The sequence below is a fragment of the Ralstonia sp. A12 genome (genome assembly GCF_000801955.1).
In the GTDB taxonomy this organism is placed as follows: Bacteria; Pseudomonadota; Gammaproteobacteria; order Burkholderiales; family Burkholderiaceae; genus Ralstonia.
Map to the genome: position 1 here is coordinate 12,440 of NZ_JSZO01000031.1, position 19,855 is coordinate 32,294.

Here is a 19,855-nt window from a genome sequence, read left to right on the forward strand (position 1 = left end):
CGCAAGCGCCAAGAACTAAAAAATACTCGGAGACAAACCATGCACAATACCGGCGATGTCGGTGCTTTCGACGTGTCTGGCGCATCGTCGCTAGAAGCGGCGGCATATCGAAAGGCCACGTGGAGACTGATTCCCTTTCTGGCGATCTGCTTCATCTTTGCGTATCTCGATCGCGTCAACATCAGCTTTGCGAAGCTGCAGATGCAGAGCGACCTCGGGCTATCGGATGCGGCCTATGGCCTGGGTGCGAGCATCTTCTTTATTGGCTACTTCCTATTCGAAATCCCCAGCAACATCATTCTTGAACGGGTCGGCGCAAGACGATGGATCGCGCGCATCATGATCTCGTGGGGGATTGCGTCGGCGTGCATGATGTTCGTGAGACATGAATCTTCGTTCTATATTCTCCGCTTCATCATCGGCGCGACGGAGGCCGGCTTCATGCCCGGCGTGATGCTCTACTTCAACTACTGGTTTCCGGCCAAGAAGCGAGCCCAGATCAACGCGCTGTTCCTGACGTCGGTGCCGCTCTCGGGTGTCGTTGGAGGGCCGATCGCCGGCTTCGTCATGACGTACTTCGATGGCAGTGGCAACTTGCCTGGATGGCAGTGGCTGTTCTTGCTTGAAGGCGCGTCCACGGCGGTGCTCGGGCTAACCGTCTTCTTCTGCCTGCCCGATCGCCCCGCCGACGCAAAGTGGCTGACGGCGGCCGAGCGTCACGTGATTGAAAGCAACCTGGCGATGGAATCCAGTTCAAGCCGCGAACACCACTTCGGCAAGGCGTTGCGTCAACCGGAAACGCTCTTCCTTGGAGCGGTCTACCTGCTGACCTTGATTGGGCTCTGGGGGCTGACCTTCTGGCTGCCAGAATTGATCAAGCAAACAGGCATCTCGAGCAAGATGACGATCGGTTTGCTAACCACCATTCCTTACATGGCGGGCTGCGTTGCCATGGTCCTGTTGGGGCGGAGTTCGGATCGCACCGGCGAACGTCAACGGCATTTCGGATTTGCGCTGCTGGCAGGGGCGGCCGGCTATGTGCTATCGGGCTGGTTCGGAGGAGATACCACCATCTCGCTCCTTGCGCTGACATTAGCTGCCGCCGGGACGATCGGTTGTCTCGCCGTGTTCTGGACGTTCCCGTCGAAGGTGCTTGCAGGACCAGCAGCAGCGGGCGGCATCGCACTGATCAATTCCGTTGGCAATCTTGGAGGAGCAATCAGTCCATATCTGGTGGGTAAGGTCAAAGAGCTCACGGGCAATACAGAGGCTGCGCTCTATTTGATTGCGGTGAGCACATTGGTCGCGGCGCTACTGGTCCTAATATCGCTTCCGAGGAAGTTGGCGGTGCGAGATAGCGTCGCTCATTCCTGAGCGCGTTTTTTTGAGGGGAGCCGCGGTGGATACGGCAAGCTTTATGGCTTCATTGATGTCAACAAAGTGTACTGGGTACGCTCGTTGGGTCACACTGAAAACCGTACCGCGCATCGGCTCTCGTCAATAGAGCCACAGCCCTGCATCGATCCACGGCATCGGTCACATTTATGCTCCCCTCACAGTCGATTCGATACTTATCCAGCGTGCCGGATAGGTCAAACGCATGGCTCGACATGTGATGGAATGTCGCTCCAGCGCGGTGGGAAAGAACAGCTTATAAGCTCCTCGGCAGCGCGGCATATCCATTTGACACGCTTGCATTGCCGCTTCGCGACACCCTACGAAACGCTCTAACATGCGCTGGCAACACCGTCCGTTGATCTCTTTGGCCGTGCTCAGCATGCGGGCCCGTTCCGGGCCAACTGCTGCGGCGTAACCAGAATACGATTCGACCAACCTCTCATCAAAGCCTCCGCTCGGCTGCATCGCCGCCATTACCCAGGCCTTGCCGAGCTGGGGATCCCTCTCACCCAGGATGCCCGAGTCCAGTGTCTCAGCGTAGGGGAACATTGCGACCCGATGATTGCCGGCGTTCGATAGGCCCTCTAACTCGCGGCGCAGGTCAGCAGCCTCGTCCGACGGGGCGGCGCTTGCAATGCCATCGCTTACCTGCGCCCCGGCGCTTGCGGACACGCGGGACTGGAACGCCGCCAGCCTTGCATGGGCGAGTTCCACCCGTGAATCCAGGTCGCCCATTGAGGCGGCGCGCTTTAGGGCGTGCGCCATCCATTGTCGCTATCTGGGGCAACAGACGCCCGTGTCGCGGCGTCCCACCCACGTCCGCGCCGACATCGTTTTGCATAGCCTTCCGCTACTTGTCATGGAGATATTCCACACAGACCAGCATTCGCTTCGCATCAGTAAATAGGCGTTGTCGTTCAGCGAGGGTGGACGCGCAGGGGATACGCCGATAACGGAATTCCAAAGCCACATAGATACAGCTCCGCCGCTTCCCTCTCGGCGCATGTGCTTAACCGACCTGATGCTGATGCTGATGCACAAGGCAAGCATCGGCAGGCAATGTGTCACCAAACTTAAAGGACTCGAATCAGGTTCCAAAGATGAGAAAAAGTGAAGATGTCATGTGGCCTAGTGATTCAGCACTCTGTACCGACACCAGATGAATCAAGTCTTTTCGCCCGATGGCAGCGATATGAATCGGCCTGGGCGTACATGGCTTCGTATTCTGAAGTGGCCTCACTAGCTCCCACTTTAAAAAAATTCGCTCCGCCAACGGGAATAAACCTCGCCCTGTGGTGTCTACCGGAAAAGGGATGTGTCCCGTTACACGGAGTCATCATGCGTTGGATCAAAACCAAGAACATCGCCGCAACAGCGCTTTTGGCTGTCACGGCAGTCACAACCTGGGCAGGAGCTTTGACGCAACAAGAGGCGTTCCGTGTCGAGAACGAAGCAGCGATGGACAAGATGATGGCTGCGATGGAGATCAAGCCTTCTGGTGACATCGACCGAGATTTTGCGGCCAAGATGATTCCGCATCACCAAGGCGCTATTGACATGGCCTTGGCGGAACTTCGCTACGGAAGCAACGAGCAGTTACGGCGCATCGCCCAGGAAATCATCGTGGAGCAGCAGCAAGAAATCGCCGCCATGCAAATCGCGTTGGGCGAACAACTGCCGCCTTCTGTACCGGTGCCCACTCAGGTCGGTGCAGCCGCGCGTGCGGCCGCAGCCCCCGAACATCACCATTCTTCGCACTAGGAGCCGGCATGCTCAAGAAACGCTTGCTCTCGTCGCTGGTCTCGTGCGCACTTTTCTCCGGCCTTGCAGTTGCTGGTCAGGCGCCCGGCCGCGACACCGACGCCGACATCCCGATGAGCCATCGGGACCGAATCTACGCAGCCGAGCAATTTTCGAACACCGTGTCCGTAACAGATCCGGTCGATAACCGACTACTGGGAGTCATCCGCCTAGGTGATCCCTCGCCTAGCAGCTTCAGTCCGCTTTATCGCGGACAGGTGCTTGTTCATGGTCTCGGTTTTTCGCCCGACCATCGAACCCTGGTTGTGGTATCGATTGGATCGAACGCGGTAACGTTCATCGACACGGCCACCAACGCGGTAAAGCACACCACCTATCTCGGCCGCTCACCTCACGAGGCGTTCTTCACACCTGACGGTAAGGAAGTCTGGGTTACCGTTCGAGGCGAGAACTATGTCTCCGTGATCGATACTGCAACCTTCAAAGAGAAGGCTCGCATTACGACCGCTGCAGGTCCCGGGATGCAGATTTTCTCAACTGACGGAAAGTACGGGTACGTTTGTTCATCGTTCAATCCGGAGACCGCCATCGTGGAGGTTGCATCTCACAAGATCATCGCCAAGGTGAAGCAGGACAGCCCGTTCTGCCCCAACATCGCGGCCTCGCCCGACGGGAAGCAGGTTTGGTTCACGCAAAAGGACGTTGGCAAGACGACCGTCTTCGACGCGAGGCCGCCGTTTGGCATCATCAAGTCGTTTGAAACCGGTCCGATCACCAACCACGTTAACTTTGTGCGAACCAGCAAAGGGACGTTCGCGTACGTGACCGTTGGCGGGCTTAACCAAGTGAAGGTTTTCCGCACGGATGATTTCTCCCAAGTTGCGACCATCCCCGTCGGCAACCTTCCGCACGGTCTGTGGCCCTCTGGGGATGGCACCCGCATCTACGTCGGCCTAGAGAACGGTGACGCCCTTGCCGCAATTGACACGGCCTCGAACAGGGTTGTTGGCAACGTGCCTATCGGTCAAGCGCCGCAAGCTGTTGCCTATGTCCCCGATGCCGTGCCTAGCGGTGACGGTATGCAGAATCTTCGGGAACTCGGCGTAGCAGGCCAAGTGGCATTGCTGTCGCTGACAGACGTAGGTAGCTCATCTGGCACGACTCGAACCAGCGTTGCGCTGTTCGACCAAGGCTTGCTGCAGGTACTCCAAGCCTCCGTCACAGGGCTGAAGCCGAAGCAGCCTTATGTTGTTGCACTGGCCGAGAAGGCTGATGGTTCTGGCACCCAGCAGCCTCTGGCCAATTTCGTGACCAACCTGGCAGGGTCTGCCGTTGTCAACGCGGTCGGTCCGATCCGTCAGATCGTGCAAGCAGAAGCAGCGGACACCCGACGGTATCTGGTGATTGCACCCGTCGTCGACGGCAAGCCCGGCCAACCGGTTCAATTGCAGGTCGCCGCACAATGAGTGGCAGCATTGGCATGGCACTGATCGCGGAACTTGAGTCGTTAATTCCGGCGCTGCGGCGCTATGCCAGTGCAATGATTCGTGATCGCGATCTTGCTGACGACCTAGTTCAAGATTGCCTGGAGCGGGCCATCGGCAATTGGGATGCACGCCGGCAGGCGGAGAATTCCCGCCAGTGGGTTTTCGCTATCGCGCACCATCTCATCGTAAGCCAGTTGCGGCAGCGTGCGAGGCGGGGGTTGCACATTGATATCGCAGACGTCGATGAAGGCGCCCTCGCCGCTCTCGCGCCCCAGGAGCATCGAGTCCACCATGGCGAACTGATGAAGGCGTTGGCCGCGCTTCCCGAAGACCAACGCAGCGTGATATTGCTGGTATCGGTGGAAGACCTTACCTATGCGGAAACCGCCAAGACACTCAACATCCCAATTGGAACTGTGATGTCCCGGCTAGCCAGAGCACGGGAGCGACTTCAAAGCGCTCTCGACGGTGGCCTAAATGTGGAGGCACGTCCCAAGGACGTGCCGATCTTGCGGAGGATGAAATGAATGGACAAGCTGCCACCCTCAGCTCCCATCGTGGAGGAAGACCTCCATGCCTTCGTTGATCATGCGCTTGACGCCGATCGCCGCAAGGAAGTCCAAGATCACCTAGATCGCGATCCAGAGGCCGCGGCCACCGTAGCAAAATTTGCTGCTCAGAGGCAACTCTTGAGGTCCACGCTCGCGGCCGATTGCCGACGAATCTGTCCCGCAACGGCTTCGAGTCAACACCCTACTCAAGCATCGGCACAGCTCTGGACCTTGGGCTTGGCGAATGGCTGCTACGGTGGTGCTCGCGCTCGGGACGGGAGCTATCGGTGGCTGGCACGTGCGAGGTGCACTGACGCCTAACGGTGGTATCGCGGTACTCGCAGGTGAGGCCCGCAGCAGCTACATAGCATATGCCGCTGATCCCGCTGGGGATGGTGACAAAGCGGAATTGCTTAGGTTGGTGTCCAGCAAACTTCAGCGCCCCGTCCAGATACCAGACCTGAGTCGATCAGGCTACCACTACGCAGGTGGCAGATTGGTTTCAACGGTTCACGGTTCCGCCGGTTTGTTCTTCTATGACAAGGCAGATGGGACACGCATGGCCGTCATGATCCGGCCGATGGCCCGCGAGAAAGAGGCGCCCATGATGGAACAGACCACGGGAAACGTCAGGGGATTTACTTGGGCGGCTCGCGGACTTGGTTACAGCGTGGTCGGAACTGAAGCGCCTGACCTGCTGCATCCCATTGCGGACGAAGTCCGCAGGCAGATTCGTGCCAAGTCCCCAACCTAGGAACGGTGTACAGCATTCATTGCATTGCACCGAGTCGTCGTCCGGCGCGGGCTCCGACCAAGCGAGAAGAGGCCTGACGCGAACACGGCTCCGCCCCCGCACCTAAATAGAAAGAAATTCTTTTAATAATAAGCAGAATATCTCATTTGCTGCTGAGCGCTGCACGCCGAAGAATATCCGCATAACAAGGGAGGTTTCGAGGATTCGGATCGTAGAAGCATGCCCGCCTATGGGCATGGATGGATAGCTCCACTTTCCAAGTGAACGACCGTCATCCTCAGAATCTCCTCCGTTTTGCCGCCGGAGCTGTGGACGCTGCGCGCCTTGGCTTGGCGGTATTGCACACACCAGACACCACAGATACGTTTTCGCATTGAGGAGAATCAGCTATGCCGGAACAGAAGACATACAAAGCGATGCAGGTGACCAAGCCTGGCACGCTGGAGCTGGTTGAACGGAATACGCCGACACCAGCGGCAGGCGAAGTCCTGCTGCAAGTGGAGGCATGTGGCATTTGCGGCGCCGATGCAGGTGCCATTGAAGGCCTGGAGGCGGGACTGCAATTCCCTCGAGTCCCTGGCCATGAAGTTGTTGGGCGCATTGTGGCGATGGGGCCCGGCACCGCTTCGATCTGGAAAGTCGGCCAGCGTGTCGGCGTGGGTCGACTGGGCGGACACTGCAACGAATGCGAGCAATGCCGTCGCGGAAACTTTCAGCTCTGCAAGAACCAACCCGTTGTCGGCAGCTCGCAAGACGGTGGCTATGCAGAGATGATGATCGCCCGTAGCACAGGATTGGTGTCGATTCCCGATGAACTCAGCTCTGTGGCCGCAGCGCCCCTTCTGTGTGCTGGCATTGCGACGTTCAATGCACTTCGGAAATCAGGGGCGCAGGCCGGCGATTTGGTTGCAATCCAGGGCATTGGTGGCCTGGGCCACATGGCCGTCCAGTACGCACGCAGAATGGGTTTCAAAGTCGTTGCCATAGGCCGCGGCGCCGATATTGCCGACGACGTTCGCGCGCTGGGTGCACACCTCTACATCGACACCCGCGTCGAAGATGCCGTGGCGCGGCTGCAAGAGATGGGCGGAGCTCAAGTCATCTTGACGACCATTACGGACAGCGCCGCCGCGTCCTCGCTCGTGCCGGGGCTGGCGCCGCAAGGGCGGCTGCTTGTCGTAGGCGTAGGCAAGGAGCCGCTGGCGATCATGCCAAGAGCGCTGGTGGGAGGTGAGCGCATGATCCAGGGGAATATCACCGGCACTCCTTTTGAATCGGAGAAAGCGCTGGATTTCAGCGTGCTGACCGATGTTCGTCCACTGATCGAAACCATGCCGCTGGAGAAAGCTTACGAAGCCTATCAGCGCATGATGTCCGGACAGGTCAAGTTCCGCATGGTGCTGACAATGAACGCAGGCTGACGACGCATATTGCCGCCCACCCGTCGCGGTTGGGCCTCGCGAATCGTTGTTGAAAAAGCGCTTCACGCTTCTGCGCAGATTGAAGGCAGAAGCATGACTGCGCCCACCATAGTCACATCAGAAAATCACGTTCATGACCATACAAACACTGGCACAAAAAGCTGCCTGGATAATTGGCGCCGTCATGATTGCTGCAAGTGCAACGGCTGGCACACCCATAGACGCGGGCAAAAATTCCAATGCTGACATGCATGCCGTCGCATTCCAGCAAATCCGCAATGCGACGATCAAGATCAGATACGGGAACACCACCTTCTTGGTGGATCCAATGCTGGCGCCAAAAGGAACTTATTCTGCTGCACCCGGAGCATTCAATGGTGAGCTTCGCAATCCCACTGTCGATTTGCCTCTGACGATAGACAAAGTGATCGACGTCGACGCGGTCATCGTTACTCACTTGCATATTGATCACTGGGACGAAGCGGCAAAGGAGCACCTGCCCAAGAATATTCCTATCTTTGCGCAAAACGATCAGGATGCAGTAAAGATTAGGAGCGTTGGGTTCCAGGACGTACGTCCCCTCAACGAGCCAATCGAATTCAAAGGCGTTCGATTGACGAGAACGAATGGCCAGCACGGCAGTGATGCAACGATGGCAGTTCGAGGAAGAATGCTGGGCAGTGTATCGGGAGTCGTGTTTCAGCGTCCGGGTGCCAAATCAGTGTACGTAGCAGGCGACACTGTATGGAATCAGGATGTCGAGACGACTATCGCTACATATAAACCCGACGTCATTGTCCTGAACACGGGATACGTGCGCTTCAAGGATATCGAAGGTGCGGTAATCATGGGCAAGGAAGACTTGTACCGCGCAAGCCAGACCGCCCCAAATGCCTACATCATTGCAAGCCACATGGAAGCGTTGGCTCACGGCATGCAGACGCGGCGGGAACTCGCAGAATTCATTGCCGAGAAGCGGCTCGATCCAAGGCGTGTTCTGGTTCCCGCTGATGGGCAGAGCTACGACTTTCCCCCTGATATTGAGTCAGATCAAGCCGCTTCGGGTCGTTGATGCATCCAACGACGCTCACCCCAAGATAGCTTGACTACATGGCTCTTTCTACGCACGAGATACGTGCACTCCTGAAAGTCGTCGCGCGCCTGCAGGAACTGTCTACCGAGAGCTTGGTGCACCGCCACGATCTTGTGACAGAGCTTTGCTCGCTGTTACACGCTGATGTCGTCGGTCATCTTGTTTGGCGCGATGGGGGGCGCATGCTCGAAGAGCCAGGTGGATGGGGGCGCGAGGATCACATGGCTGCCGAGTATCGGCAGCATTTTCAGACCGTCGACCCCATTTCGCCGCTGCTTCGTGGTCGTCCTGACCCGGTTGTCATTGAAAGCCTGGTGGACCGAAGCACACTGCAGCGAACGGAATACTTCTCAGATTTCCTGAGGCGCTATCAAACCAACCCTGGCATCAGCATGTACTTTGAGGACGGTAGCGACCTGCTGCTGGACTATCGATTTGGTACTAGCGACGCAAAAAAACGTTTTGGTTCGCGCGAGCAAACGCTGCTGGATTTGCTCCAACCGTATCTGGTCAATGCGCACCGGCTGCGTCAGGTCGCGCGAGCGCAACGCCAGGCAGTGTCGTCTGGCAGCCCGAGCTTCCTACTGGAGTCTGGCAGGCCGCCGCAGCCCAATCGCAAGGCACGGGCGCTGCTGGCTTGCCTGGAGATGGATGAACGAGATTCGCTGGTCGACATGCTCTACCGCGTTGACGCTGGCACATCAGCCAACACGGAGTGGAACGGCTTCGCGCTCTGCACCGAGCGCGAACGTGATGTGTTGAGCGGCCAACCGCGATGCACCGTGCATCTGTTGGCGCGCTCAGTAGGCTCGGCTGCCTGGTTCCTGCAGCAGTTCGACGTGACCCTGCGGGAAGGCGAAGTGTGTCACCTCATGCTGCAGGGCATGTCTGACAAGCAGATCGCCCTGACTCTGAAAATCAGTTACTGGACAGTACGGATCTACGTGAGCAGGATCCTCGACAAGCTCGGTATCGAATCTCGATCGGCGCTAGGACTGGCGGTGCTTCGGGCGAGCCAGAAGGACACGGCAATATTGCCTGACAGGTGCGACTCCCAACATTGCGTCGCTGACAATAGCTAACGCTAGCTATTGGGGCGCGTCTTGGCTGCTCGTACCCTAGCGCTCGTTCACATACGTAACGTGTGCGCGTGGGCCGGGGGGCTAGGGAACCAATGACCGCATGACCGTGAAGTGATACTGGAAACGTTATTCCAGCCCACCTTTTTCGAAGGCTGGGAGCGACCACGGGGTCATCTTCTTGCTGATGTGCACACGTTTCCTATGCGAATCGCTGATAGGAGAGCGTCCAATATGGAAATCGCGAAGGCGCTGCACGTCAGCGTGGAGACGGCCAAGACGCACGTCCGCCATATCTTCATGCCGCTGGATGCCAGCATCGCAGCCGTGTATCAGCGTGTCGTCCAGCCCCATGGACGGACACTCTAATAGTCGCAGGCTTTTCCGGATTCCCCGTTACGAATCTAGAGATTGGTGACCGCCGATACCGCCTCTCTCTCCACTTCCAGATAGTAGACATGTTCAAAAAGCTGACGATTGCCCAGCGACTGGGTGGTGCTTTCATCGTCCTGAGTTTAGGGTTGGTAGCCTGCATCGCTTTGTCTCTCCTCAAAATTTCTTCTCTCAAGGCGGAAATAGATCTTCTGTCCAAGGATCGATTGCCGACAATCCTTCTGGTCAAAGCTGTTCAGAACGAAGCCAATGAGGCGACGACCGCGTTCCGCAACGTGCTGTTAGCACAGGGCGCGGATGCGACCAAGGAGTTAGAGATGTTCGAAGTTTCTCGTCGTCGAGTGACCGAGAATTTCGATCACTTGGAAGCCGCCATGAACGCTGCGGGCAAGTCAGACAGGGGAAGTGCTCTGCTCCAGGCTGCGATCGAGGCCAGAAAGCCCTACGCCGCTGGCATTTACAGGGTATTTGGCTTGATGAAGGATGGGCGGAGGGACGAAGCTATCGCGCTACTTTTCACCGACGTTCGCCCGAGCAAGCGCAACTTCTTTGCGGCCTTGAACGAGGTGGCCAACTACGAGGTACAACTGGTCAACCAGGCGGTCGCCGAGGCGGAAGACGCTTATCGACGGGCCGTGTGGACCTTGACCGTGGCTGCAGTCATTCTGCTTGCCGTTGTCGGCACCTCGGCAGCGCTAACTATCCGCAGAATCCTCCGCCAGTTGGGTGGTGAACCGAACGTTGCCGCAGAGATTGCCCATGCCATTGCTGCCGGCGACCTTACTCATCCCGTTCCCGTGCGACCTGGGGATAAGCAGAGCTTGCTATTTGCGATGGAAAGCATGAAGAGCAGTTTGATGCAAATGACGAGCGACGTGCGGGCAACGACCGAAAGCGTCACGATTGCCGCGACCGAAATCGCGAGTGGCAACACGGACTTGTCGGCACGCACCGAAGAGCAGGCGGCATCTCTCGAAGAAACGGCAGCCAGCATGACACAGTTGACAGAAACGGTGAAACAGAGTGCCGATAACGCACGACACGCGAACGCGCTAGCTATGCGCGCGACAGATATGGCGGACAGCGGCAACAATGCAGTACTGAGTATGGTCAGCACGATCGACAAAATCAGTGGTAGCTCGACGAAGGTTTCCGAGATTACGAGTGTCATCGAAGGCATTGCGTTCCAGACGAACATCTTGGCGCTGAACGCGGCGGTAGAAGCGGCTCGCGCTGGTGAGCAAGGGCGAGGCTTCGCAGTGGTGGCTAGCGAAGTGCGCAGCTTGGCGCAGCGCTCTGCGGTGGCGGCTAGGGAGATCAAGGAGCTGATCGATTCGTCGGTGTCGACAATTCAGAGCGGCGCGAAGCAGGCAGACGAAGTGAGCGCTGCGATTGGCGAGGTGAAGCAGGCTATCAAGCAGGTATCAGACATCGTGGGCGAAATCGCCGCGGCCTCCGAAGAGCAAAGTCGCGGCATTGAGCAAGTCAACCAAGCCGTCGTGCAGATGGACGAGGTGACGCAACAGAATGCGGCGCTTGTCGAAGAGGCGGCTGCCGCAGCGCAATCGCTTGAGGAGCAGGCGACCAAGCTGAAGGATGCAGTGTCGGTTTTCAAGCTGACCGATGCCTGCCCTTCCATGCGGATGGCCGGTTAGGAAAGCAAGCCACCTGTTTTCGTCTGGAAAGTGGCGGGCAACCCCGTGAGCGGGCGTTCGGCCGGTGCCCTACATGTCGCTGCGACGACAGACGCGACTGTGCAAGCATGAGGGACGTCCGGAGGCCGGCAACAACGGGGAACATCTACACGACTTTTCGGAGCGAATCGCGGACATACTGTCGCTCGGCGACGATATACCCCCCAGCCGCCACGATATTTGCAGGCACGACCTGTCGCGTTCCGTGCGATCACGTGTGCGTCGTATTGCCTACCCTCCGGGGCGGTAGTTTATGTCCCGGAGCTGGCAGATTGCCTCCTGCCCTAAATCGCTGCATCGCCCGAACTTCACCCAGTAGCCGATCGCGTATTGGTAGTTTCGTCGGATCGTGCGCCCGCTCCTGTTCCGTACGCTGCACGACGTGATGCCGATGTCGGACCGGAGTTAGCTGAGCAGCATCCGTGCCCGAGTAGGAGCGTCATCGACAGCCTGACTGTCGAGCACCCTCGCACCGACAAGCGTGACCACTATGCGGCCGAGAAAATCATCGAGGGCCAACGACGCGCCGAGCCAATCCCCGACAAGAGGGCATTGCTGCCGAGTTTGCCTCGATCCGTGGGATCCGGCCCCGTCTTCCTCCTTTTGATCGACCCGGCAACCCAAGCGCTCTAGCGTGCACCCACTGCGACTATCGTCGCGCACAAAGTTCCACAATCAGCAAGCGATAAAGTTTTTCTTTCAATGAATGGCACTTTATCTCGTTTGTCGACAGAAGGAAATCAGCGAAAATCTTGATCATGTCGAAGGCGGTCGCAGAGCGAATTGATGTGGCTACAAGCTCTGTTTTTGCCTGCAAAAACTCAACACTTTGATCATGCCGGAAGCGAAACCAAGCAGGCAAAGTGCCATCGCGCTGGGTGTGGTCGATTGTGCGCAAGGCGCTGCGTGCCGCCCCGATTTCCCAGAAATCTAATCTTGTGCCGAAAGACCAAGCTTCATTCTACCGTCCGGACCGTTTTGGGGCCGCTCTACAGACTGGCGCAGCATTGCTGTGGCTAGTGCAGGCGGCAGTCATCGCGAGGGCGGTACAAGGGTTACTCGAGGGCAACGGCGTAGCCACAGTGTGGCCTGCCGCCATGAGCATGTTGGTCATCGGCATGCTACGCGCGCTGACCAACGCCTATGGCGAGAGGCTCCTGTACATCACAGCGCGCGCCCATATCACGGCATTGCGTGAATGCGCCGTGTTGGCCCTGGCTAGCCGCTCACCGCTGGATTCCACCCGTGCACAGTCAGGACTGGCAGCCAGTGTGCTGGCCGAACAAGCCGAAGCCGTGCTGCCTTACCTTGCACGCTACTTGCCGGTACGGCAGCGAGTGATGACTCTGCCTTGGGTAATTGCGGCAGCAGTAGCCTGGTACTCTTGGATCTCCGCCTTGGTGCTGCTATTGGCCGCCCCTCTGATACCGCTTTTCATGGCCTTGGTGGGCTGGAGGGCTAAGGCGGCCAGTGAAGCCCAATGGGCAGAGATGGGCGGGATGAACGCCTTCTTGCTTGATCGGCTGCGTGGTCTGACAACGCTGCGCGCGCTCGGTGCTGTAGAGCACACTACTAAGCGCTTGGATGCTACCGCTCAGTCTCTGCGCCATCGCACAATGCGGGTCCTGCGTATTGCTTTTCTGTCGTCGGCCGTACTGGAATTGTTCTCCGCACTGGGCGTGGCACTGGTTGCGGTTTACGTCGGATTCCATCTCCTGGGGTCTCTACACTTTGGCGCTTGGGGCCAGACCTTGAGTCTCGGTCAAGGGCTATTTGTGTTGCTGCTGGCACCCGCATTCTTTGAACCGCTCCGCGACCTGGCGGGTGTGTGGCATGACCGAGCCACTGGCATCACTGCGTTGCAAGCCCTTCAAGGCTTGGCCGAACACGGCACACCCTTGCCGGAAGGCCACATGACAGAAGCCGCGCAGACGCCTAGCGCGGCTGCCGCACAGGCGAGCACTAGCATTCCCATCAACGCTGGTGCCCCGGCCGTGAAACTGCGTGGCGTGACTGTTCGCCCTCCCGGCGCCGTCGAGCCTGTATTTGACAACCTCTCGCTAGACATCGCTGCTGGCGAGCACTTGGCTCTGACGGGTACCAGCGGTAGCGGTAAGTCCATGCTGCTAGCTGCCGTGGCTGGCTTGCTTCCGCTGCAGGAAGGGCACATCGTTGTCGGCAGTCGATGGGAGACTATCCACACCCAGGGCCCTCGAATCGGTTGGGTCGGCCAGAAGCCTCACATCTTCGCCGGTACCGTGCTGGATAACGTGACGTTGGGCCGCCCCGGGGTAAAAAGGGCCGAGGTGCACTCCGCGCTGGCATTGGTCCATCTGAGTGAGGTTGAGCAAGCACGCCCCGACCAGATGTTGGGAGAAGGTGGGCTGGGTCTGTCTGGCGGAGAAGCCGTTCGGCTGGCACTGGCCCGTGTGGCTGCTGACCCGTCCATCCAGTTGATCCTGGCCGACGAGCCAACCGCCCACCTTGATCGTCACACTGCCGCCGAAGTCATACAAAGCCTCGTGCAGCTCGCACAGCGGCGCACGCTCGTGGTAGCTACCCACGATCCGCTCCTGGCCGCAGCGATGGACCGACAGGTAGCGATTCATGATCTGCACCCCGGCCGAGGACCAGCGGCATCTGTTGTCCTTTTAGCCACAGCGGCGTCTGGTGCAGAGGCATTGTAATGAGACGTACGTCCAGCCATAGCCGGCCAACGCACCATGACACCTTGTCATTGCTGCGCAACAACCTGCGAGATCTTGCGCCCGTACTGGGCCTGTTTTGGCGCGGGCGCCGTCGCATGTTGCTGGCTGGCGCTGCGTTGGCCGCCATCACCGTTTTGGTTGGCATGGCTCTGTTTGGCCTCTCAGGTTGGTTCGTCAGCGCCTCCGCTATTGCAGGCCAACGCGCGACTACGGCTCTGGTGTTTGATGTCTTTATGCCATCGGCAGGCGTTCGCCTGTTTGCGCTAGGACGTACCTTCGCGCGATACGGCGAACGTTTGGCCACCCATGACGCTACGCTCGACGCGCTGGCCGCGCTGCGGGTACGACTGTTCGCCGGCTGGGCCCGACCTCGAGCTGCCCGTGCGCTCGCGTTACGCCCCTCGCGCCTGCTGTTCCGCCTCACCTCCGATATCGATGCACTAGATTCAGTTTATCTGCGCACGCTGGTGCCACTGGGCGCAGCGCTGGCTGCCGCGCTGGCTGCCAGCGCTGCGTTGGGTCTGATACACGCAGGTTTGGGATTGGCCGTGCTGCTGATGATGGCGCTTGGCGCCGTTAGCGTACTGCGAACTACCTGGGCCCGTGCAGTGCGTCCCGCTCGTCTGCGAGCACATGCAATCGAGGCAATACGGACGCGCAGCGCCGATCTGGTAGCAGGCCAGGCGGATCTGCTCATGGCCGGCCGCTTGCGGGCTCAGTGTACCGCTATCACCCGTGCCGATGCCCGCCTTGCAAGCTACGACGATCAACTCAACCGATTGGATGTACAAGCCGCCGTCGCGTTCGGTGCGCTGAGCAGTGTCATCGTGTCGCTCACACTGCTGGTAGCAGGTTGGATGGTGTCTGTTGGCGTCATTGGTGTTCCGGTGGCCGTGTTGGCGGTGCTAGTCGCCTTGAGTGCAATAGATCCACTGGCGGCCTTGCGCCGCGGGGCTCTCGATATGGGCCGTAGCACGCTGGCCGCTCGTCGCGTGGCACCGCAACTTGCCGAAGTCGAAGGCACGGTGGCTACACGACATGCCGCGGCTCACGCGCCTCTAGACGCTCCGCCTGATGGAGCAGCAATTCATCTTCAAGGCGTGCATGTGCGCCACGACGGTGCCGCGCAAGACTGCCTGCACGGAATCGACCTGCGCATCGAAACTGGCGAGCGCGTAGCGCTGATCGGCAGCAGCGGCGCAGGCAAGTCCTCGCTGATGGCCCTGCTTACCGGCGAACTCTCTCCGCGTTTGGGCGCTGTCCACGTGGGCGCTCACGGCTGGCTTACCCAGCGCACCGAACTATTCCAAGACAGCCTGCGTGACAACCTGCGGCTGGCCTGTGTTGGTGCCGATGACGCCTTGATCTGGGAGGCCTTGGCTACCGCAGGCTTGAGTACCACCGTACGTGCTTGGCCCCGAGGCTTGGATACGGTACTTGGCGAGGGTGGCCTCGGGCTATCGGGCGGGCAAGCGCGCCGCTTGACACTAGCGCGCCTGCTGCTTCGCTCTGCACCGTTGTGGCTATTGGACGAACCGACAGAAGGGCTAGACACCCACACCGCTGAGGATGTCTTGCGCAAGTTGAGTCAAGTGGGTGCTAACCGGACCTGGCTGTTGGCCACACATCTTCGACGTGAGGCCATGCTGGCCGACCGTCTTCTGGTCTTACGTGCCGGACGGGTCCACGCGGAGTGGCGGCGAGGTGATGCTGGATTCGAAACGGCACTGGCTGGCCTGCGGCCTGACTGATTATGTATTCAATTTGGGTTTACATCGCTTGAAGGAAACAGAATGGACTTCGACATCGTGAGTCTGTCGCGATTGCAGTTCGCAATCACGGCGCTTTATCACTTTCTATTTGTGCCGCTAACCCTGGGGTTATCCATCTTGGTCGCCGTGATGGAGACGATCTACGTGATGACCGATCGCGTGATCTGGCGGGAGATGACCAAGTACTGGGGAACGCTATTCGGCATCAACTTCGCAATAGGCGTCGCCACCGGAATCGTGATGGAGTTCCAGTTCGGCATGAACTGGAGCTACTACAGCCAGTATGTTGGGGACGTTTTTGGAGCGCCATTGGCCATTGAGAGCTTGATGGCGTTCTTTCTGGAAGCGACCTTCGTGGGTCTCTTCTTCTTTGGCTGGGACAAGCTCCCTCGCGTCAAGCATCTAATGGTCACTTGGCTCATGGCTATTGGGACCAATTTCTCGGCATTGTGGATCCTGATCGCCAACGGCTGGATGCAGAACCCCGTTGGCGCGATCTTCAATCCACAGACTATGCGTATGGAGGTCAATGACTTTTACGCGGTCTTGACCAATCCGGTAGCGCAAGCCAAGTTTGTACACACTGTGTCAGCGGGTTACGTCTGCGGTGCCATCTTCGTATTGGGTATATCCGCGTGGTACTTGCTCAAGGGACGGCACATCGAACTCGCAAAGCGCTCAATGACGGTGGCCGCATCTTTTGGTCTGGCGGCTTCCCTATCGGCGGTTGTACTGGGCGACGAAAGCGGCTATCTATCGAGCGAGCACCAGAAGATGAAGCTCGCTGCCATCGAGGCCATGTGGGAGACAGAGCCAGCACCCGCCGCCTTCACCGCTTTCGGTTTCCCTGATCAGGAAGCCCGAGAGACCCACTACGCCATTCACATCCCCATTGTGATGGGCCTTATCGGGACCCGCTCGTTGACGACCGAGATTCCCGGCATCAACGACTTGGTCAAGAGTGCAGAAACCCGTATCCGGCGCGGTATCCTAGCTTACGACACACTCGAAAAGATTCGTGCTGAAGGCTCGACCACCACGATTTCTCCCGCTATCAAAGAGGCCTTTGAAGCCAATGGTAGCGAGCTGGGTTACGCCCTGCTGCTCAAGCGATATGTGGATGACCCACGCAAGGCCAGTGAAGCACAGATTCACAAAGCAGCCTGGGATACCGTACCGCACGTAGCGCCACTTTTCTGGTCCTTCCGCATCATGGTGGCCTTGGGTGTCTTCTTCATCGTGCTCACGGCGGTGTTCTTCTGGCTATCCGCACGACATCGGCTTCACTGCTATCCCTGGCTGCTCAAGGTCGCCGTGTGGGCTATTCCGCTACCTTTTGTTGCTATCGAGGCTGGTTGGCTGGTCGCCGAATATGGACGACAGCCCTGGATCATTGAAGGTGTGCTTCCAGTAGCTGCCGCGGTATCCAATCTAGGCATCAAGACGGTCTTACTGACCATTGCCGGCTTTGTAGTGCTCTACAGCGTGCTACTGGTTGTTGAATTCAAGCTGATGCTTAAGGCCGTACGCCACGGCCCGGATCCGGAGCAGGAACAGTTCGACTCGCCTGTACCGAGCCATACATCGCTAGCAACTCGCCGACCTCTATACACCTCTGCGGAGTGAAGCCATGATCTTGCATGTACTTTTGAACTACGACACTTTGCGTGTCATTTGGTGGTCGCTATTAGGCTTCCTGCTGATCGGCTTTGCCGTCATGGATGGCTTCGACTTGGGCTCCGGCATGCTGCTACCCTTCGTGGCCAAAACTGATATTGAACGCCGAGTTGTCATCAACGCGGTCGGTCCGACCTGGGAGGGCAACCAGGTCTGGCTGGTGTTAGGTGCTGGCGCCACCTTCGCCGCTTGGCCGCAGCTCTACGCGGTGTCGTTCTCTGCCTTCTACCTGGCCATGTTCGTGCTTCTAGTGGCGCTCATTCTGCGTCCCGTGGCCTTCAAATACCGCAGCAAGCGTGAGTCCACAGCTTGGCGAAACACCTGGGACTGGGCCTTGTTCGTGGGTGGTTTCGTACCCGCGTTGGTATGCGGCATAGCCATGGGCAATGTGCTGATCGGTGTGCCGTTCCGGCTTACCCCCGACATGTACATCTTCTATGACGGCAATTTCTTTGATCTGCTCAATCCTTTTGCGGTGCTCTGCGGGCTAGTTTCAGTCAGCATGCTTCTCACCCATGGCGCAGCTTGGCTGCGCATTAAGACTAGCGGCACCGTAGCCGAACGTGCGCGTGCCGTCGGTACCATTACTTCCATGCTGACTGCTGTCTTATTCGCACTGGCTGGCTGGGTGTTATGGAAATGGATTGACGGCTACCGAATTACTTCGGCTATCAACACCATCGCCCCATCTAATCCGCTGTTGAAGACCGCGTCTATGTCCTCTGGTGCATGGTTCGCGAACTATGCACAGCACAGATGGACGATAGTTGCCCCTATTCTTGGTTTCGTCGGTACGCTATGCGCCTTTGCGCTCATGCGCGCCCGCCGTGACCGTCTTGCGATGCTGGCTAGTGCGCTGGGCATTACCGGCATCATCCTGTCGGTTGGTGCATCGATGTTTCCTTTCATCTTGCCGTCCAGCGTGAATCCACGCTTCAGCCTGACCGTTTGGGACTCCTCATCCAGCCACATCACGCTCTTCAATATGCTGGTCAGTACCACGATATTCATGCCTCTTATCTTGGCCTATACCACTTGGGTCTACAAAGTATTGTGGGGCAAGGTGGATACCAACGCCATCGAGAAGGGAAAAGGGCACGCCTACTGAGGCGTAACCCTTACAGAACAGTTCAAGAAAAGAGAGGACACCTATGTGGTACTTTGCCTGGCTGCTTGGCCTGCCCTTGGCTGCCGCCTTTGCTGTGCTAAATGGAATGTGGTTCGAAATCATCGAAGACAATGATGTTCGCCGCGCGCTGATGAGCGATATATTGGCCAGCGAAAATACTTAAAACATCGCGCGCTGCTCCGCCTTGCTGCAAGGTGCAGCTTGGCATGCCAGAACATATGGCAGGCAGAGGGGGTTTTCTGGCGGCCACAACCCTCAGCTCTGTTGGTCCAGTGAGCGAGTGGTGTATGAAGCGTAAACGCATCAGCCACGCAACTTCATGATCGATCTGAACAGGATCTATCGCAAACTCGTAGTTCAGATCGTCTGAAGGCTCGCGCGCATTTCCATCTTGTTATTTCGACTGCACGCTGACCGTGCGAGCCGACTGGGAGGTCGGACTCAGTGCGCCGTTGGCTTCCGTTAGAAACCGAGGGCATGTTTGTAACTTAGGAAGGGGAGCTCGGCCTGTTCGATGAAGGGCAAGCCTTCCTGAGTTCAGTCGGACGTCGTCTCGCCAAGGTACAACGTTCGCGATGAATCCCCGTCGGAATTAAGCTGCATTGGCCCCTCCAGATCGTGTTCGCACCGGGGGCATCGCTTGCGGATGCACCTTTAAGTCGTTCCAAGCGAGACTCAGACTCAAGCATCAAAGCATGCGCGTGCACCCAGTATCGGGCGCTACGCAGCCTCGCCCCGTGGCACATCCCCCGCTGCTCCGTCAATCTGCGCAATGCCGAGCGATTTTTCCATGCTGCGTGAGAGCGAACCCACGACTGCAGGAATCGCATCATCCGCTGTAGTGGCAGGAAAGCGCTGAAGCTTGGCGTTTGCCTCAAATGCGTTCCATTCGTGCAGGCAGCCCTTCGCCCTCATTTACTGGAGCAGCCCCCTGAATC

17 protein-coding genes are annotated in these 19,855 nt (G+C 58.2%); 15 read left to right on the forward strand and 2 right to left on the reverse strand.

Going from position 1 to position 19,855, the window contains the following annotated elements; genetic code table 11:
- The first annotated feature begins 39 nt into the window (after positions 1-39).
- Positions 40-1,374: an MFS transporter gene (locus PI87_RS23915; RefSeq protein WP_052321718.1), complete on the forward strand. Its 1,335-nt coding sequence runs from the start codon at positions 40-42 to the stop codon at positions 1,372-1,374.
- A gap of 168 nt (positions 1,375-1,542) precedes the next feature.
- On the opposite strand, the gene PI87_RS23920 is transcribed toward PI87_RS23915, so the two are convergent.
- Positions 1,543-2,133, reverse strand: a complete 591-nt coding sequence (locus PI87_RS23920; protein ID WP_039600227.1) for a hypothetical protein — start codon at positions 2,131-2,133, stop codon at positions 1,543-1,545.
- Between the two features lie 603 nt (positions 2,134-2,736).
- Between PI87_RS23920 and PI87_RS23925 the strand changes: the two genes are divergently transcribed.
- The 9 genes from PI87_RS23925 (at position 2,737) to PI87_RS29900 (ending at position 11,592) form a co-directional block, all read left to right on the forward strand.
- Positions 2,737-3,159, forward strand: coding sequence for a DUF305 domain-containing protein (locus tag PI87_RS23925; RefSeq protein WP_039600228.1), 423 nt, complete (start codon positions 2,737-2,739; stop codon positions 3,157-3,159).
- Positions 3,160-3,167: 8 nt separating this feature from the next.
- Positions 3,168-4,625, forward strand: coding sequence for a YncE family protein (locus tag PI87_RS23930; RefSeq protein ID WP_039600229.1), 1,458 nt, complete (start codon positions 3,168-3,170; stop codon positions 4,623-4,625).
- Positions 4,626-4,639: 14 nt separating this feature from the next.
- Complete coding sequence (locus tag PI87_RS23935) at positions 4,640-5,173, forward strand: RNA polymerase sigma factor (protein WP_039600239.1); 534 nt, start codon at positions 4,640-4,642, stop codon at positions 5,171-5,173.
- A 583-nt stretch (positions 5,174-5,756) separates the two neighbouring features.
- The gene (locus tag PI87_RS29215; RefSeq protein ID WP_157003217.1) at positions 5,757-5,951 is read left to right on the forward strand and encodes a hypothetical protein; all 195 of its coding nucleotides are present in this window, start codon (positions 5,757-5,759) and stop codon (positions 5,949-5,951) included.
- Positions 5,952-6,340: 389 nt separating this feature from the next.
- Complete coding sequence (locus PI87_RS23945) at positions 6,341-7,372, forward strand: alcohol dehydrogenase (RefSeq protein WP_039600230.1); 1,032 nt, start codon at positions 6,341-6,343, stop codon at positions 7,370-7,372.
- Between the two features lie 133 nt (positions 7,373-7,505).
- Positions 7,506-8,444: an MBL fold metallo-hydrolase gene (locus PI87_RS23950; RefSeq protein ID WP_052321720.1), complete on the forward strand. Its 939-nt coding sequence runs from the start codon at positions 7,506-7,508 to the stop codon at positions 8,442-8,444.
- Between the two features lie 38 nt (positions 8,445-8,482).
- Complete coding sequence (locus tag PI87_RS23955; RefSeq protein ID WP_052321721.1) at positions 8,483-9,547, forward strand: helix-turn-helix transcriptional regulator; 1,065 nt, start codon at positions 8,483-8,485, stop codon at positions 9,545-9,547.
- 231 nt (positions 9,548-9,778) lie between these two features.
- Positions 9,779-9,913, forward strand: coding sequence for a hypothetical protein (locus PI87_RS29895; protein WP_269746665.1), 135 nt, complete (start codon positions 9,779-9,781; stop codon positions 9,911-9,913).
- An 89-nt stretch (positions 9,914-10,002) separates the two neighbouring features.
- Positions 10,003-11,592 (forward strand): methyl-accepting chemotaxis protein, encoded by a 1,590-nt coding sequence (locus PI87_RS29900; protein ID WP_052321722.1) that lies wholly within the window; start codon positions 10,003-10,005, stop codon positions 11,590-11,592.
- 688 nt (positions 11,593-12,280) lie between these two features.
- Here the strand turns inward: PI87_RS29900 and PI87_RS29480 are convergent.
- Entirely contained in the window at positions 12,281-12,529 is a 249-nt protein-coding gene (locus PI87_RS29480) for a hypothetical protein (RefSeq protein ID WP_198139618.1), read from the reverse strand.
- Between the two features lie 40 nt (positions 12,530-12,569).
- On the opposite strand from PI87_RS29480, the gene cydD reads away from it, so the two are divergent.
- The 5 genes from cydD to cydX all read left to right on the forward strand — a co-directional run bounded on the left by cydD (position 12,570) and on the right by cydX (position 19,080).
- On the forward strand, positions 12,570-14,318 hold the full coding sequence (gene cydD / locus PI87_RS23975) for a thiol reductant ABC exporter subunit CydD (RefSeq protein ID WP_157003218.1): 1,749 nt from the start codon (positions 12,570-12,572) through the stop codon (positions 14,316-14,318).
- A 116-nt stretch (positions 14,319-14,434) separates the two neighbouring features.
- Positions 14,435-16,090, forward strand: a complete 1,656-nt coding sequence (locus PI87_RS23980) for an amino acid ABC transporter ATP-binding/permease protein (protein WP_442965514.1) — start codon at positions 14,435-14,437, stop codon at positions 16,088-16,090.
- Positions 16,091-16,132: 42 nt separating this feature from the next.
- Positions 16,133-17,737 (forward strand): cytochrome ubiquinol oxidase subunit I, encoded by a 1,605-nt coding sequence (locus PI87_RS23985; protein WP_039600232.1) that lies wholly within the window; start codon positions 16,133-16,135, stop codon positions 17,735-17,737.
- Positions 17,738-17,741: 4 nt separating this feature from the next.
- The gene (gene cydB, locus PI87_RS23990) at positions 17,742-18,896 is read left to right on the forward strand and encodes a cytochrome d ubiquinol oxidase subunit II (protein ID WP_039600233.1); all 1,155 of its coding nucleotides are present in this window, start codon (positions 17,742-17,744) and stop codon (positions 18,894-18,896) included.
- 43 nt (positions 18,897-18,939) lie between these two features.
- Positions 18,940-19,080, forward strand: a complete 141-nt coding sequence (gene cydX, locus PI87_RS23995; protein ID WP_039600234.1) for a cytochrome bd-I oxidase subunit CydX — start codon at positions 18,940-18,942, stop codon at positions 19,078-19,080.
- Positions 19,081-19,855 lie beyond the last annotated feature (775 nt).